The 16,016-nt window shown below is 53.2% G+C and carries 17 protein-coding genes and 1 pseudogene; 5 read left to right on the top strand and 13 right to left on the bottom strand.

The window, feature by feature from the left end; translation table 11 throughout:
- Nucleotides 1-24: 24 nt before the first annotated feature.
- Together treB and treR are read right to left on the bottom strand one after the other, a co-directional pair.
- The gene (gene treB, locus ACLJRS_RS15245) at nt 25-1,443 is read right to left on the bottom strand and encodes a PTS trehalose transporter subunit IIBC (protein WP_000048828.1); all 1,419 of its coding nucleotides are present in this window, start codon (nt 1,441-1,443) and stop codon (nt 25-27) included.
- A gap of 137 nt (nt 1,444-1,580) precedes the next feature.
- Nucleotides 1,581-2,528 (bottom strand): trehalose operon repressor TreR, encoded by a 948-nt coding sequence (gene treR / locus ACLJRS_RS15250; RefSeq protein WP_001181297.1) that lies wholly within the window; start codon nt 2,526-2,528, stop codon nt 1,581-1,583.
- 189 nt (nt 2,529-2,717) lie between these two features.
- On the opposite strand from treR, the gene mgtL reads away from it, so the two are divergent.
- Nucleotides 2,718-2,771: a mgtA regulatory leader peptide MgtL gene (mgtL, locus tag ACLJRS_RS15255; protein ID WP_099374030.1), complete on the top strand. Its 54-nt coding sequence runs from the start codon at nt 2,718-2,720 to the stop codon at nt 2,769-2,771.
- 140 nt (nt 2,772-2,911) lie between these two features.
- Complete coding sequence (gene mgtA / locus ACLJRS_RS15260; RefSeq protein ID WP_000920863.1) at nt 2,912-5,620, top strand: magnesium-translocating P-type ATPase; 2,709 nt, start codon at nt 2,912-2,914, stop codon at nt 5,618-5,620.
- Nucleotides 5,621-5,708: 88 nt separating this feature from the next.
- Here mgtA and ridA read toward each other — a convergent pair whose 3' ends face one another.
- From ridA to pyrL, 4 genes are all read right to left on the bottom strand, one after another.
- Nucleotides 5,709-6,095, bottom strand: a complete 387-nt coding sequence (gene ridA / locus ACLJRS_RS15265; RefSeq protein ID WP_000047544.1) for a 2-iminobutanoate/2-iminopropanoate deaminase — start codon at nt 6,093-6,095, stop codon at nt 5,709-5,711.
- Nucleotides 6,096-6,171: 76 nt separating this feature from the next.
- The gene (pyrI, locus tag ACLJRS_RS15270) at nt 6,172-6,633 is read right to left on the bottom strand and encodes an aspartate carbamoyltransferase regulatory subunit (protein WP_000148570.1); all 462 of its coding nucleotides are present in this window, start codon (nt 6,631-6,633) and stop codon (nt 6,172-6,174) included.
- Nucleotides 6,634-6,645: 12 nt separating this feature from the next.
- A complete protein-coding gene (gene pyrB / locus ACLJRS_RS15275; RefSeq protein WP_000013055.1) occupies nt 6,646-7,581 on the bottom strand; it encodes an aspartate carbamoyltransferase in 936 nt (311 codons plus the stop codon).
- 35 nt (nt 7,582-7,616) lie between these two features.
- Nucleotides 7,617-7,718 (bottom strand): pyr operon leader peptide, encoded by a 102-nt coding sequence (gene pyrL, locus ACLJRS_RS15280; protein WP_000249504.1) that lies wholly within the window; start codon nt 7,716-7,718, stop codon nt 7,617-7,619.
- On the opposite strand from pyrL, the pseudogene ACLJRS_RS15285 reads away from it, so the two are divergent.
- Nucleotides 7,698-7,839 (top strand): annotated as a pseudogene (locus tag ACLJRS_RS15285) (hypothetical protein). The gene pyrL and the pseudogene ACLJRS_RS15285 overlap by 21 nt on opposite strands.
- On the opposite strand, the gene ACLJRS_RS15290 reads toward ACLJRS_RS15285, so the two are convergent.
- The 5 genes from ACLJRS_RS15290 to arcA all read right to left on the bottom strand — a co-directional run bounded on the left by ACLJRS_RS15290 (nt 7,809) and on the right by arcA (nt 13,222).
- Entirely contained in the window at nt 7,809-8,297 is a 489-nt protein-coding gene (locus ACLJRS_RS15290) for an arginine repressor (RefSeq protein WP_000666053.1), read from the bottom strand. The pseudogene ACLJRS_RS15285 and the gene ACLJRS_RS15290 overlap by 31 nt on opposite strands.
- Nucleotides 8,298-8,483: 186 nt before the next feature.
- On the bottom strand, nt 8,484-9,887 hold the full coding sequence (locus ACLJRS_RS15295; RefSeq protein WP_000514424.1) for a YfcC family protein: 1,404 nt from the start codon (nt 9,885-9,887) through the stop codon (nt 8,484-8,486).
- Between the two features lie 55 nt (nt 9,888-9,942).
- Nucleotides 9,943-10,947 (bottom strand): ornithine carbamoyltransferase, encoded by a 1,005-nt coding sequence (argF, locus tag ACLJRS_RS15300; protein WP_000237031.1) that lies wholly within the window; start codon nt 10,945-10,947, stop codon nt 9,943-9,945.
- A gap of 111 nt (nt 10,948-11,058) precedes the next feature.
- Complete coding sequence (gene arcC, locus ACLJRS_RS15305; protein ID WP_000428751.1) at nt 11,059-11,991, bottom strand: carbamate kinase; 933 nt, start codon at nt 11,989-11,991, stop codon at nt 11,059-11,061.
- Nucleotides 11,992-12,001: 10 nt separating this feature from the next.
- Nucleotides 12,002-13,222 carry an arginine deiminase gene (gene arcA / locus ACLJRS_RS15310; RefSeq protein WP_000410848.1) on the bottom strand — a complete coding sequence of 407 codons (1,221 nt, stop codon included), beginning with the start codon at nt 13,220-13,222 and terminating at the stop codon, nt 12,002-12,004.
- A 675-nt stretch (nt 13,223-13,897) separates the two neighbouring features.
- Here arcA and ACLJRS_RS15315 point away from each other — a divergent pair.
- The gene (locus ACLJRS_RS15315) at nt 13,898-14,350 is read left to right on the top strand and encodes a YhcH/YjgK/YiaL family protein (protein WP_000583458.1); all 453 of its coding nucleotides are present in this window, start codon (nt 13,898-13,900) and stop codon (nt 14,348-14,350) included.
- A 73-nt stretch (nt 14,351-14,423) separates the two neighbouring features.
- Here ACLJRS_RS15315 and argF (ACLJRS_RS15320) read toward each other — a convergent pair whose 3' ends face one another.
- Both argF (ACLJRS_RS15320) and argL read right to left on the bottom strand, forming a co-directional pair.
- Nucleotides 14,424-15,428 carry an ornithine carbamoyltransferase gene (gene argF / locus ACLJRS_RS15320; RefSeq protein WP_410957839.1) on the bottom strand — a complete coding sequence of 335 codons (1,005 nt, stop codon included), beginning with the start codon at nt 15,426-15,428 and terminating at the stop codon, nt 14,424-14,426.
- Nucleotides 15,398-15,577 carry a putative translational regulatory protein ArgL gene (argL, locus tag ACLJRS_RS15325; RefSeq protein WP_371915320.1) on the bottom strand — a complete coding sequence of 60 codons (180 nt, stop codon included), beginning with the start codon at nt 15,575-15,577 and terminating at the stop codon, nt 15,398-15,400. The genes argF (ACLJRS_RS15320) and argL overlap by 31 nt, the downstream gene beginning before the upstream one ends.
- A gap of 16 nt (nt 15,578-15,593) precedes the next feature.
- On the opposite strand from argL, the gene rraB reads away from it, so the two are divergent.
- Entirely contained in the window at nt 15,594-16,010 is a 417-nt protein-coding gene (gene rraB / locus ACLJRS_RS15330) for a ribonuclease E inhibitor RraB (RefSeq protein ID WP_000002940.1), read from the top strand.
- The last annotated feature ends 6 nt before the right edge of the window (nt 16,011-16,016 follow it).

The raw sequence follows: 16,016 nt of genomic DNA on the forward strand, positions 1-16,016 counted from the left end.
ACGCAACTGCGCCCCGAAGAAGTATTAGACAATTTGTAATGTGCCCTGACGATGCTTACGCTGATAGATAAAGGTGGTCAGAATCACCGGGATCACGATCGCGATAACCATCGCCATGCCGTACACCTGCCAGTAGCGCGGCGGTATAGACAGGATGCCCGGCAGGCCGCCCACGCCGATACCGTTGGCGATGACGCCGTTCAGACCGCAGAGCAGTCCCGCCAGACCTGAGCCGATCATCGCGCACAGCATTGGAAAACGATACTTCAGGTTGATACCGTACATCGCCGGTTCGGTTACCCCAAGGTAAGCGGAAATGGCGGCAGGAACGGAGATCTCGCGTTCATTGTGTTTACGGCTGGAGATGATGATGCCCACCACGGCGGAGGCCTGCGCGATATTCGACAGCGCAATCAGCGGCCAGACTGGCGTACCGCCCATGCTCTGGATCATCTGCATATCGATAGCGAGCGTTGTCTGGTGGACACCGGTAATGACCAGCGGGGCATACAGGAAGCCGAACAGCGCCGCGCCTATCGGGGCGAAACTGCCGGTCATCAGATAACGTACCGCAAAGGCCACGCCGTCGCCGATCATACGACCAAAGGGGCCGATAAAGGTGTGGGCGAGAAAGACGGCCAGTATCAACGAACACACCGGGACGACGACCAGGTAGAGATAATCCGGCACGATGCGTTTCAACCGCGTTTCAATAAACCCAAGCGCCAGCCCTGCCAGTAGCGCCGGGATAACCTGCGCCTGGTAGCCCACTTTCTCAATGCTAAATAAGCCGAAGTTCCAGACGTCCGGCGTTTGCTGGCCCAGCAGATACGCATTCATCAACTGCGGCGACACCAGTGTCACGCCGAGCACGATACCAAGAATCGGCGTGCCGCCCATTTTTTTCACCGCCGACCAGCAGATCCCCACCGGCAGATAGAAAAAGATCGCTTCGCCGATCAACCATAAAAAATCATAAAGCGTTTTTAGCGCCGGATGCATCTGCGCCAGCGTTTGGCCGTTGCTCATCGGCACATCGCCGATCACGTTACGAAAGCCTAAGATCAAACCGCCGCTGATCAACGCCGGTAGTAGCGGAAAGAAGATCTCCGCGAAGTGGGAAATTAACTGCTCATGCCACTTCATGTTCTGGCGAGCGGCTTTTTTGGCCTGCTCTTTATCAGCATACGCTTTGCCGGTGGTCTCCAGCAGCGCGTTATAGTAATCGCCGACTTCGGTGCCGATCACCACCTGAAACTGCCCGGCGTTGGTGAAACAGCCTTTAACCATCGGTAATTGTTCGATCTCTTTTGGCCTGGCGTTCGCGGGCTGGTGGAGCACAAAGCGCAGGCGAGTAATGCAGTGGCTCACCGTGGCGATGTTGTCGCGCCCGCCGACCAGGTCAATCAGCCGGTCGATATCGGCTTGTTTTACTTTGCTCATCGTAAAGCCTCATGGCAGAGGAGATATGTTATGGGTTGGCGCAAGAGTAGCTCTTCAACGTTGGTTTAAAAATGGGAACGTTCCCGAAACGCAGCGACGATCACAAATTACTCGTGGTATTCCGTTTAATTAGTCACTCAGGCGAGGGTAGAAGGAATGACGATCCGGCGCGGATCGCAGCGGCCATTGATCTGTTCGATCAGCTGCGAAGCCGCCTGTCGTCCGGCTTCAGCATAGCCAGGATCGACAGTGACGATCTCCGGGTGCAGGAATTTTATCAGCGGCGTGTTCCCGACGCTTGCCAGTTGCAGCGTCTCAATACGTTGCTCCTGTAAATACTTACTGGCGCCCAACGCCAGCGTATCGGTGGCGCAGACTAACGCGGTGGTATCCGGCATGATGACGCTTGCCGTATGCTCATAGCCCTGCTTCATGGCAAGACCGGGCAGGGCGGCGACGGGATGAAGTTTATGTTTTTTGCAAAACGCCAGGTATGCGTCATGCCGACGTTTGCCGGTGGTAATATCGCTATGGGGAACGCCCAGAAAGCTAATGTTGCGGTGTCCCTGCTCATACAGCCGCTGCATAAGGATATGAATCGCGCCCTCGTCGTCGTAACAGACGGAGGCAAAACCTTGCGCATCTCTTGCCAGCAGCACCAGCGAGGCTTTCCAGGGGGCGATCAACTCTTCTGTGATGCCGGTAAAGCCAAACAGCACCACGCCATCAATGTTACGTCGTCTGAGCATGCCCAGATGTTCCATTACCAGCGTCGGCGAGAACTGACTTTCCATCATAATAGGGTCGTAGCCCTGTTCGTAAAACGCAGGCAGCATGGTCTGAACCGCGAGGTTTTCAGACAACGAATCAAGGCGAGTGACGATAATAGCGACCACTTTATCGCTTTGTCCCCGCATCGCACGGGCGGAGCGGGACGGGGAGAAACCGTGTTGATTCATCACCGCTTCGACACGCTCGCGGGTACGTTCGCTTACGCCGCTTTCATTGTTAAGCACGCGGGAAACGGTTGATTTCCCTACGCCGCTCAGGCGGGCGATGTCTTTGATAGTAAGCCGGTTTTGCATCCTGTTTTCCCGTGGCGTGACGCTGATGGTGATAAAAAGAGTAACTTTACTCAAGCGAAGGGCAATGGGCAAAGTCTGGTTTATCGTTGGTTTAATTACGTAACGGTATGATACCGCCATAATTGCCACAAAACTTATGGATTTATGCGTATAATCCGCGGCGCAAATTATTTACTTACCGGAGGCGACATGGACCCTGAACCCACCCCTCTCCCGCGATGGAGAATTTTCCTTTTCCGGTAAGCCTGCCTCTGCTGTCTTACCGGTGTGTAAGACAGTGACACAATAACGTCCCTGTTTTTATTTAAAAATTGCTCATCGGGCAAGGCTTTGCCGCGCCTGAAGAATTTTCTGCGCCTGACTTCGGCGCGGAGGGATTACCTATGCTAAAAACCATTACCCGCCAGCTTTTTGCCCGGCTTAATCGCCATTTGCCTTATCGTCTGGTTCACCGCGATCCGCTGCCCGGCGCGCAGACCGCGGTAAATGCGACTATCCCGCCTTCGCTGAGCGAGCGCTGTCTGAAAGTCGCGGCAATGGAGCAGGAGACTCTCTGGCGCGTTTTTGATACGCACCCGGAGGGATTAAACGCCGCCGAAGTGACGCGCGCGCGTGAAAAGCATGGCGAAAACCGTCTTCCGGCACAGAAACCCTCGCCGTGGTGGGTGCATCTGTGGGTATGTTATCGCAATCCTTTCAACATCTTACTCACGATTCTTGGCGGCATTTCTTATGCCACGGAGGATCTTTTTGCCGCAGGCGTTATCGCCCTGATGGTCGGTATCTCAACGCTGCTGAATTTTGTGCAGGAAGCGCGCTCGACAAAAGCGGCGGACGCGCTAAAAGCGATGGTGAGCAATACCGCTACCGTACTGCGGGTTATTAATGAAAATGGCGAAAACGCCTGGCTGGAATTACCCATCGATCAACTGGTGCCCGGCGATATTATTAAGCTGGCGGCGGGGGATATGATCCCGGCGGATTTACGGATTATCCAGGCGCGCGATCTGTTTGTCGCCCAGGCGTCGCTGACCGGCGAATCTCTGCCGGTTGAGAAAGTCGCCGCGACGCGTGAGCCCCGGCAAAATAACCCGCTTGAGTGCGACACGCTGTGCTTTATGGGGACGAACGTCGTGAGCGGAACGGCGCAGGCCGTGGTGATGGCGACCGGCGCCGACACCTGGTTTGGTCAATTGGCGGGGCGCGTGTCGGAACAAGATAACGAGCAGAACGCTTTCCAGAAAGGAATTAGCCGCGTCAGTATGTTGCTGATCCGCTTTATGCTGGTCATGGCGCCGGTAGTACTGATTATTAATGGTTACACGAAAGGTGACTGGTGGGAAGCGGCGCTATTTGCGCTCTCGGTCGCGGTAGGGCTCACCCCGGAAATGTTGCCGATGATCGTCACCTCCACCCTCGCGCGCGGGGCGGTGAAGCTTTCGAAACAGAAAGTTATCGTGAAGCACCTTGACGCGATTCAGAACTTCGGCGCGATGGATATTCTGTGCACCGATAAAACCGGCACTCTGACGCAGGATAAAATTGTGCTGGAGAATCATACGGATATCTCTGGTAAGCCCAGCGAGCATGTACTGCATTGCGCCTGGCTGAACAGCCATTATCAGACCGGTCTAAAAAATTTACTGGATACGGCGGTCCTGGAGGGAGTAGACGAAACCGCCGCGCGTCAGCTCTCCGGACGCTGGCAGAAAATCGATGAGATTCCGTTTGATTTTGAGCGTCGCCGGATGTCGGTGGTGGTCGCCGAAGATTCGAGCGTGCATCAACTGGTCTGCAAAGGCGCGTTACAGGAGATCCTGAACGTGTGTACTCAGGTGCGCCACAACGGCGATATTGTGCCGCTGGACGACAATATGCTGCGCCGGGTGAAACGCGTTACCGACACGCTGAACCGTCAGGGGCTACGCGTGGTCGCCGTCGCGACCAAATACCTGCCTGCGCGTGAGGGCGATTACCAGCGTATCGATGAATCTGACCTGATCCTGGAAGGGTATATTGCTTTTCTCGATCCGCCGAAAGAGACCACCGCGCCGGCGCTGAAAGCGCTGAAGGCGAGCGGAATTACGGTGAAAATTCTCACCGGCGACAGCGAGCTGGTAGCGGCAAAAGTTTGCCATGAGGTTGGGCTGGATGTGGGCGATGTCGTTATTGGCAGTGATATTGAAGGGTTAAGCGACGACGCGCTGGCGGCGCTGGCCGCCCGTACGACGTTGTTTGCGCGTCTGACGCCGATGCATAAAGAGCGCATCGTCACTTTGCTCAAACGCGAGGGGCATGTGGTCGGTTTTATGGGCGACGGGATTAATGATGCCCCGGCGTTGCGGGCGGCGGATATTGGTATCTCGGTAGATGGCGCGGTGGACATCGCCCGTGAAGCCGCCGATATTATTCTGCTGGAAAAGAGCCTGATGGTGCTGGAAGAAGGCGTCATTGAAGGTCGTCGTACTTTTTCTAATATGTTGAAATATATCAAGATGACGGCCAGCTCAAATTTCGGTAACGTGTTTAGCGTACTGGTGGCGAGCGCCTTTTTGCCGTTCCTGCCAATGCTGCCGCTGCACTTGCTGATTCAAAACCTGCTGTACGATGTATCCCAGGTGGCGATTCCGTTTGATAATGTCGATGAAGAACAAATTCAAAAGCCACAGCGCTGGAATCCGGCGGATTTGGGGCGCTTTATGGTCTTTTTCGGTCCGATCAGCTCCATTTTCGACATTTTGACCTTTTGTCTGATGTGGTGGGTATTTCATGCGAATACGCCAGAAACGCAAACTTTGTTCCAGTCCGGCTGGTTTGTGGTGGGATTACTGTCGCAAACGCTGATTGTGCATATGATCCGTACCCGCCGTCTGCCGTTTATTCAAAGTCGCGCTGCATGGCCGCTGATGGCGATGACATTGTTGGTGATGGTGGTGGGAGTCTCGTTGCCGTTTTCGCCGCTGGCGTCTTACCTGCAGTTGCAGGCGCTGCCGTTAAGCTATTTCCCGTGGCTGATTGCTATTCTGGCGGGCTATATGACGTTAACCCAGTTAGTGAAAGGGTTTTACAGCCGACGTTATGGCTGGCAGTAAGCGTCGAAGTATTGTGCATTATCGGCCTGGATGGCATACCAGGCCGAATAAGCGATAGCGCCATCCGGCCACTATCTATAAACGAGCGTTAGCGACGAACAGCGATCGCTTCAATCTCAATTTTCACGTCTTTCGGCAGACGGGCAACTTCCACGCAGGAACGCGCCGGGAAGGTGGCGTTGTGCTCGGTGAAGAAGGCTTCGTAAGTGGCGTTGACGGTCGCGAAATCGTTCAGGTCTTTCACGAATACGGTCGTTTTCACAATGTCGCCTACTTTCAGGCCAGCGGCTTCCACGATAGCTTTAACGTTTTCCAGCGACTGACGTGCCTGAGCGGATACGTCTTCCGCTACGGCACCGGTTTTCGGATCGACCGGGATCTGACCGGAAGTGATTACCATGCTACCCAGGTCAACGCCCTGTACGTATGGGCCGATTGCTGCTGGTGCATTTTCCGTCGCAATAGTTTTGCTCATGATTTCTCCTGAATTACAGCGGTAATAGAATGTCCCCGCTCATTATAGGGAGCCAGGATCTCATAACCAACCCAAATTAGTTGGCCAGCACCACATAATGCGAAAACTCTTTTTCACAGTATTTGCATTTGAGGGCGATATCATTGGCGCGTTTTTTCACTGCAAAGCTGGAGGATACTGGTTCCGCGTGGCTGATGCAGTTGCTGTTCGGGCAAACCAGCACATTATTAATACGCTCTGGCAGGCTGGGGCGTGATTTCCCGACTACGTCGTAGTTGTCGATGCGGTTAACGGTGGCCTGCGGCGCGTACAGAGCAAGTTGGTTAACCTGCTCTTCGGTGAGAAAGGTGTTTTCTATTTTGATTAAGTCTTTACGCCCCATCTCGCCAGACGGGAGATTCAGACCGATAGTGATTCGCTGATCGGTCTCGGTCAATTTAAACAGACTCAGCAGTTTAAAGCCTACCTGCGCAGGGATATGGTCAATCACGGTGCCGCATTTAATGGCTTCAACCTGCAGTTTGTTATCGTGTGTCATCGTTTTTCTCCCTTACAGACTCAGTTCGCTATTCAGTACTAACGCCAGTAACGCCTGGCGAGCGAAAATACCGTTGCCCGCCTGTTGGAAGTACCAGGCGTGTGGCGTTTTATCCACATCCGTGGTGATTTCATCAATCCGCGGCAGCGGGTGCAGCACTTTCATATTTTCACGCGCGCCGTTCAGGTCGCTGGCGCGCAGAACAAACTGCGCCTTCACATTGGCGTACTCCGACGGGTCGAGACGCTCTTTCTGTACGCGAGTCATATAGAGGATGTCGACGTCGGCCATGACCTCTTCAATAGAACCATGCAGGCTCCAGGCCATCCCTTTTTCATCAAGCATATCCAGAATGTACTGCGGCATCGCCAGCGCGTCCGGCGCGATAAAATAAAAACGGTTGCCGCTAAATTTCGCCAGCGCCTGGGTTAGCGAATGCACGGTGCGGCCATATTTCAGATCGCCGACCATCGCGATATGCAGGTTATCCAGACGGCCCTGCGTTTCCTGGATGGTGAACAGATCCAACAGGGTCTGCGTCGGATGCTGGTTCGAACCGTCGCCCGCATTGAGCACCGGCACCTGACCGGAAAACTCCGTCGCCAGACGTGCCGCGCCTTCTTGCGGATGGCGCATCACAATCGCGTCCACGTAAGTGCTAATCACTGAGATCGTGTCGGCTAACGTTTCTCCTTTTTTCCCCAGCGACGTGTTGGCGCTGTCGGAGAAGCCCACTACGCTGGCGCCCAGGCGATGCATTGAGGTTTCAAACGACAGGCGGGTACGCGTGGAGGCTTCGAAAAAGCAGCTGGCGATCACTTTATGTTTCAATAGCTCCGGCTGCGGGTTGGCTTTTAATTTCGCCGCCGTGGCCAGTACCAGATTAAGATCGTCGCGGCTGAGGTCGTTTATGGAAATGATATGTTTTTGATATAGCGGGTTAGCCATGTTTATCTCCTGACGCCTGGGCAAAAAAAAGCCCCTCAATTGAGGGGCTTGGTATTGGTTTTCAACGGAAAGAAAAACGGCAGGCCTGCGTCTTTTTTCAGACGCGGTAAGACAGAATGTCGTACACACTGAACCATGCTTCCTCCCGGCAAATTGTCCGCGATTATACTCAGCTCTGTTTTGGGATCAAGCGAATTAATGCATGATTTACTTATCGCAAACGGTTCTTATGAATTTAAATTCATTTTAAGCAAATAATTAATTTGTTTGTGTACCAGCGCCGTGCGCTGAACGACCCGCGGTGCGACCCAGACAATACTGCTACCGGCAACGACGCCGAGAATTTCCGGCAATGCGTGGTAATCCAGAATTCTCGCGACGACGCGACCATAACCTGCCGCCGTATGGATAAGGATAAATTCGCTATTATGTTCAACGCTGACGACCATTTCGGCTATTGAACGTCCGGCATCCGGCGAAGGACGCCGCTGGGGATTTACGGAATAAATCTTTTGTCCCTTCGTATTTCTGATTTTTATTGCGCCCAGCAGCTTGAGCAGGCGCGAAACCGTAGACTGACTGATACCTTCAAATCCCTCATTTTGTAAATCGCGGCGAATCTCCTCCTGGGACAGGTAACTTTTTTCACTAATCAGGCGCTGACAAACCGCCAGTTGCTGTTGTTCTTTGGCGGAGTAATCATCGTATTCCTTCATAAATGCACCTTATCTTTATTATTAATATCAACGGACTGGCGAAATTCATCACATTTGTCACATTGATTGCGGATCAATCGGGCGGTTTTGCAGGAAAATGAGAAGCCGATCAAAAAAGGTGACGGCGTGCCTGATGGCGCTGTGCTTATCAGTCCTGTCGGATAAGACGCGTCGCCATCTGGCTCGTTACATCATCGCTCCGATGCTCAGTACCGCCATATTCAGCAATGTCAGGATCAGCAACAGCGGCGCGACCCATTTCAGATAGCGAACATAGGGAACCCGCGCGATAGCCAGACCGCCCATGACCACGGCGGAGGTGGGCGTAACCAGGTTCACAATCCCGGAGGCCGACTGGTAGGCGGTTACGACCAAATCCCGCTGTACGTGGGCAAAATCCGCTAACGGCGCCATAATGGGCATCGTCAATACGGCAAGACCGGAAGAGGAGGGCACCAGGAAGGAGAGCAATACTTCCAGCCAATAGGTTACGTTTATGAAAATGGTGGTAGAGAGGCCGGAAACCAGACTTTCCGCGCTGTGCAAAATAGTGTGGGTAATCATACCGTTATCCATGACCACCACAATGCCGCGCGCGATACCAATAATTAGCGCCACGCCGAGCAAATCCCGCGCGCCGTCGATAAAGGTACTGGTGAACGCTTCCTCGCCCATCCGCGTTATCACGCCAACGATAATCGCCGCCGCCAGAAAGACGCCGGAGATTTCCGCCATCCACCAGCCGAGAACCGCCACGCCGTAAATCATCACCGCGAAAGAGGCGGCGAAGATCAGCAGCACCCATTTCCGGGTAGCCGTAAACTCCAGCAGAGTATTGGCTCGATTGCCGAGGAAATGGGCGCGGTTTTCCTCCATTTTATCTGCCACGATAGAAAGCTCAGGATGGGCGCGGACTTTGCGCGCATAGCGCATTACCCAAAACACGCACAGTACGTAGCCGACAATTAACAGCAGTACTCGCATCAGCATTCCCTGAGTAAAAGGGATGCCGGCGGCGTTGGCGGCAATGACCGTGGCGAAAGGGTTAATGGTCGAACCGAGCGTGCCTATCCCCGCGCCGAGCAGTACGGTTGCCGCCGCCACTAACGGATCGAAGCGGGCCGCCATCATGACCGGCACCAGCAGCGTGTAGAAGGGCAACGACTCCTCCGCCATGCCATAGATAGTGCCGCCTGCGGCGAACAGCGCCATCAGAATGGGGATCATCCACTCATCTTTGCCGTTGAGTTTGATAGTTACCCGTTCAATACCGGCATCAATCGCCCCCGTTTTATTCACCACCCCCAGAAAGCCGCCGATAATCAAGACAAACAGCGCGACGTCAATGGCGCCGGCGGTGTAGGTTTCGTGGTTATAGAGGCCGTCAATCGGCGCCAGTAAAACAGCGGTAATCCCTTGCGGATGCGCGTCCACGGGGGCATACGTTCCCGCCACCGGCACCTCTTTTCCCAGCGTGGCGTTCATCGCCATTTGGTATTTTCCCGCCGGCACAATCCAGGTCATCACCGCGACCAGGGCAATAAGAATAAACAGGATGGTATAAGCGGTGGGAAATTTAAATTTACCCATGATGTTCTCTCCTGATATCACGGATATGCGCCGCGAGGGCGCATATCCTGTGGGATTAGTCGCCGAGCGTCGCCACCATGACTGCTTTGATGGTGTGCATCCGGTTTTCCGCTTCATCGAAGACTATCGAGCCTGCGGACTCGAACACCTCTTCCGTGACCTCCAGTCCTTTCAGGCCGTAAGCCATTTCGATTTCGCGTCCCACTTTGGTGTGCTCGTTATGGAAGGCGGGCAGGCAGTGCATAAACTTCACATCAGGATTACCGGTAGCGTTTACCACCTGCTGGTTGACCTGATATGGCGTCATCAGACTGACGCGCTCCGCCCAGGCTTCTTTGGGTTCTCCCATCGAAACCCAGACGTCGGTATAGAGGAAATCCACACCGTGAACGCCATCTTCAACGCTCTCCGTTAAGGTGATACGAGCGCCGGTAACGCTGGCGATTTCCCGGCACTGCGCGACCAGCGCGGCATCAGGCCAGAAGGACTTTGGCGCTATCAGACGGATATCCATGCCCATCTTCGCCGCGCCCACCATCAGCGAATTGCCCATGTTGTTGCGCGCGTCGCCCAGGTAGGCGAAGCTCAGTTCCGGCAGCGTTTTGCCCGGCGCATGTTCCAGCATGGTCATCAGATCGGCCAGGATCTGTGTGGGGTGAAATTCATCGGTCAGGCCGTTCCAGACGGGAACGCCCGCGTATTCCCCCAGCTCTTCCACAATGTGTTGACCAAAACCGCGATATTCGATGCCGTCATACATCCGCCCCAGGACGCGAGCAGTATCTTTCATGGACTCTTTATGGCCGATCTGCGAGCCGCTTGGGCCGAGATAAGTCACCTGCGCGCCCTGGTCGAACGCGGCGACTTCAAACGCGCATCGGGTGCGGGTAGAGGTTTTTTCAAAAATCAGCGCGATGTTTTTGCCGATCAGTGTTTGCTTTTCGCATCCGGCTTTTTTTGCGGCTTTCAGCTCAATAGCCAGATCGATGAGGTGTTGGATTTCCGCCGGGGTGTAGTCAAGCAGCTTCAAAAAGTTACGATTTTTCAGTGAAATAACCATTACAATATCCTTGTTAAAATGAATTGCCTGATGGCGCTGCGCTTATCCGGCCCACGGTTATGCGCGCTCTGTAGGCCGAATAAGGCGGAAGCCGCCATCCGGTAAAAAGCCTTATGCGTCAACGTCGGCGGTTTCACACCGAATCAAAGTACCTTTCTCGCCCGCGAGAATGGCTTGCCCATCCGCCAGCGAGCCGATTCCGGCAATGCCGCGGCAATGGCTGACAAACTCAGCGCAGGCGGTCACTTTCGGGCCCATCGAACCGGCGTCGAACTGCATTTCACGAAGCAGCTCCGGCGTAACCTGCGCCAGCGGGCGTTGGGTGGGCTTACCCCAGTCGAGATACACCGCGTCGGCATCGGTCAGAATGAGCAGCGCGTCGGCGTGAATTTGGCTGGCAAGTAGGGCGGCGGACAGATCTTTGTCGATCACCGCCTCGATACCGTGGTAGCCATCGGCTTTTTCCACGACCGGTACGCCGCCGCCGCCGTTACAGATAACCAGGTGATCGCGGCTAATCAGCGCGCGGATGGCATCGTTTTCCACAATGCGTTTCGGCTGCGGGGAGGGCACAACGCGGCGGAAGGCGTTACCGTCGGCTTTGAATACCCAGCCCTTTTCTGCCTGTAACGCACGGGCTTGCGCTTCGTCGTAAATGGGGCCGATATATTTGGTTGGATTGAGGAATGCCGGGTCGTTGGCATCGACTTCGACCTGGGTGAGCAGGACGCTGATTTCACGCTCCGGCAGATGATTCTTCAGCGCCTGTTGCAGCATGTAGCCAATCATGCCCTGGCTTTCCGCACCGAGAATATCGAGCGGGTAGGGCGTAACGTTAGCGTAGGCGCTATTTTGTAGCGCCAGCAGTCCTACCTGTGGGCCGTTGCCGTGCACTAACACCACGCGCCATTGCCGCGTAAGCTGGGCGATGGTTCTGGCCGCCAGTTCGATATTTTTACGCTGAATATCAGCCTCCAGCGGTTCGCCGCGTTTGAGCAGCGCATTGCCGCCCAGCGCGACGACCAGTGTGCGTTTGTTTTCCATAACGTCTCCTTTAAATACCATCGCGTTCCAGTGGACAGCTCATGCAGCGTGCGCCCCCGCGCCCGCGACCCAGTTCATCGCCGGGAATGGGAAGGACGGTAATGCCGGCTTTGTCGTATTTTTCGTTGGTCCAGATGTTGCGCTCATAGCCCACCACCACGCCGGGACGCAGGGTGAGCACGTTATTGGCGTCATTCCACTGTTCGCGCTCAGCTTCAAATGCGTCGCCGCCAGTGGTGATTAAGCGCACCTGATCGATGCCAAGCGCTGTTTCAAGAGCATGAACCAGCGTGCTCTCCTGGGTTCGTTTCAGACCGCCGCGTCCGTCTGGCGTCAGCGTCCAGCACTGAACGTCCGGGCGAACGACTTCCGGATAGACGGAGAAGGTGTCGATATCAATGTGGGTCATGACGGTGTCAAGGTGCATGCAGGAGCGATGTTTTGGCAGTTCAACGGCAATGACGCGTTCCGCCTGACGATGTTTAAACAATGCCTGCGCCAGGAACTCGACGCCCTGCGGCGTAGTACGTTCAGACATACCGATCAACACCGCGCCGCGGCCAATCACCAGCACATCGCCGCCCTCTAAAGTGGCGTGGTCGTAATTAATGTCCTCGTTGCCGAAATATTTAATGAAATCACCGCCTGCGAATTGAGGATGCCAGCGATAAATAGCACGTAAATTATTCGTTTCACGTTGGCGTGCAGGTTTCGCCATGGGGTTAATTGAGACGCCGTTATATATCCAGCAGGACGTGTCACGGGTAAATAGGTGATTCGGTAATGGCTTCATAATAAAGTCATTAATATCGTGAGTATCGACCACCATATTTTTTATGGAGGCGGGGATTTCGCCGTAAGTTAAACCGCCGCTTAAATGGCGAGCCAGTTCACGGTGCGGCATATCCGCCAGCCAGGCGCGAATATCTGCGGCAAAGGTGGGCCCAAGGCGATAATCGGAAATTTGCGTATCCAGTAGCCAGGCTTTAGCGTCAGCCACATCCAGCGTTTGGGTGAGCAGGTCGGTTAACAGCAACACTTCTATCCCTTGCTGGCGCAGCGTGTTGGCAAAAATGTCATGCTCTTCGCCAGCGCGCTCTACGGATAATACATCGTCAAAAAGTAATTCCTGACAATTTGAAGGGGTAAGTCTTTTTAGGCTGAGATTGGGCCGATGCAACATTACGCTGCGTAATTGACCGATTTCAGAACCGACAAAATGCTTTTCCATCATTATACCTTTTACATAATTTCAAGAATAAAGAAGGAGTGGCTGCAAATATTTAGCGTGCTTGCAGTCGCGGCGTTTCAGTTAAATTCGGGAGCAATGATTGAATTTTATTTGGGTTGTTAATGTGATGAGATTCACATCAATCAAGGAGTGCTATTTTTCTTACTTAATATATGAGCTGGGTCAGAGAAATTCAAAAAACAATAAGGCATTAAATGAATTACTACGCAGCTATATGGTTTGTTATTTTTCTATTGTTAATTATTTGTTTGCTGTATTGAATGATATTTAAATCTTAACTCATTGAAAATAAAGTGATTATTTTTAATGATTGCATAACTATGCGTGAGGGGGATTTTATTATCGGGGATATTTAAATAATTTAAAAATAACTATGGATAGAGAAGTCATTTATGCAGGGAGAGCGAATTGTGATCGCTAAAACGTTTTTATGTTAACGCCTTTAATATCAAAGCATTGTTAGTGATGGCAATTTGGCGCCGCTGGGGTTTATGCATAGGCACTGCATAAAGTTGGGCGAACTATTAACAATATAGAAACACCGCTGGCGATAAACATGCGCTGGCGCAAAATCGATGAGAGTAAGGGTAGTATGGCAGCCATTTTTCTCGTATAAAGAGAAAAATAAAACGCTGTTTTAACTAAGGGGATGCGATGATTATTGGCAATATTGAACATCTGGAGGCCTGGCTGCCGACGGCGTTACGGCAGGCGATTGAGCACGTCAATGCGCATGTCACGGCAACGACCGCGCCAGGTAAGTATGATATTGACGGTGACAGGCTGTTTTATATGATTTCTGAAAATATGACGGAGCCGGGCGAATCGCGCAGCGCAGAGTATCACGCCCGTTATCTTGATATTCAGATTGTGCTACAAGGTCAGGAAGGGATGGTATTCAGTACCCGGCCTGCGGGAACGCCGCACACGGACTGGCTGGCGGATAAAGACATTGCATTTTTACCGACGAGCGTCGACGAGAAAACCGTCGTCCTGAACGAAGGCGACTTTGTGGTGTTTTATCCCGGCGAAGTGCATAAGCCCCTGTGCGCGGTGGGAGAACCGGCGCGGGTACGTAAAGCGGTTGTGAAAATGCTGATGGCGTAATATTTTGTGCCGGATGGCGGCGCCTGCACGTTGTGATTTTGTAGGCCAACCGCCATCCGGCATCATAACGACATTATTTAGACAGCGTCGCTACCATTACTGCTTTGATGGTATGCATTCGGTTTTCCGCTTCATCAAAGACAATGCTGGCCGCAGACTCAAAAACCTCGTCGGTCACTTCCATCCCGCCATGTAAACCGTACTCTTCGGCCATTTTTTTGCCGAGCGTGGTTTCGTCATCATGGAACGCAGGCAGACAATGCAGGAACTTAACCTGCGGATTGCCGGTTAACGCCATCATCTGGCTGTTGACCTGATAATCACGCAGCAGGGCAATACGCTCCGCCCATTTCTCTTTGGGTTCGCCCATAGAGACCCAAACATCGGTATAGATAAAATCCGCGCCTTTTACGCCTGAGGCGATATCTTCGGTCAGGGTGATGGCGCCGCCGTTCTTTTTCGCCATGGCGCTGCACTCCGCCACTAACGCGGCTTGCGGCCAGCAGGCTTTTGGCGCGACCAGACGGAGATCCAATCCTGTTAACGCGGCGGCTTCCAGCATGGAGTTACCCATGTTATTACGCGCGTCTCCGGCATAGACCAACGTCATCTCGTTAAAGGCTTTACCCGGCAGATGTTCCTGCATGGTGAGCAGATCCGACAGTAATTGCGTTGGGTGATACTCATCGGTTAAACCGTTCCATACCGGCACACCGGAATATTCAGCCAGCGTTTCGACGATCTCCTGGCCATATCCTCGATACTGAATACCGTCAAACATCCGGCCCAGGACGCGGGCAGTATCTTTGATGGACTCTTTATGGCCGATCTGGCTCCCGCTGGAACCCAGGTACGTCACGCGCGCCCCCTGATCGTATGCGGCAACTTCGAAAGAGCATCGTGTCCGGGTCGAGTCTTTTTCGAAGATGAGCGCAATATTCTTACCCACCAGCTTTTGTTCTTCTTTACCGTTTTTCTTATCGGCTTTCAGTTTGGCGGCAAGCTGCAACAGAGCAGTGAGCTCGCTGGCGGTGAAATCAAGTAACTTTAAAAAAGGTTTTTGGTAAAACGTAGACATACTTCCCTCACATGGCTTAGGCCTCTCATTGAATTAAAATTCACTTTATATGAATGATTATTCATTTGCAACCCTGTTTGATAAAACTTTTCTCGATAAGGTGGAGGCAACGTCGGCGGTATGTGACAATAAGAGTATCGGCAGGACATCTATGAGGAACGAGCTATGGCAAACCCGGAATTACTGGAAGAGCAGCGTGAAGAAACGCGGTTAATTATTGAAGAGTTACTTGAGGACGGCAGCGATCCGGATGCGCTGTACACTATCGAGCATCACCTTTCCGCTGACGATTTCGAAACGTTGGAAAAAGCCGCGGTAGAAGCCTTTAAACTCGGCTATGAAGTGACGGAGCCGGAAGAGCTGGAAGTGGAAGAGGGCGATACGGTTATTTGTTGCGACATCCTCAGCGAGTGCGCGTTGAACGCCGAACTCATCGACGCTCAGGTTGAGCAACTGATGAACCTGGCGGAAAAATATGATGTCGAATACGACGGCTGGGGAACCTATTTCGAAGACCCTAATGGCGAAGAGGGTGACGACGACGATTATGTCGATGAAGATGACGACGGCGTTCGTCACTAAAGCTGC

It is taken from the genome of Salmonella sp. SAL00670 (assembly GCF_046552235.1).
In the GTDB taxonomy this organism is placed as follows: Bacteria; Pseudomonadota; Gammaproteobacteria; order Enterobacterales; family Enterobacteriaceae; genus Salmonella; species Salmonella enterica.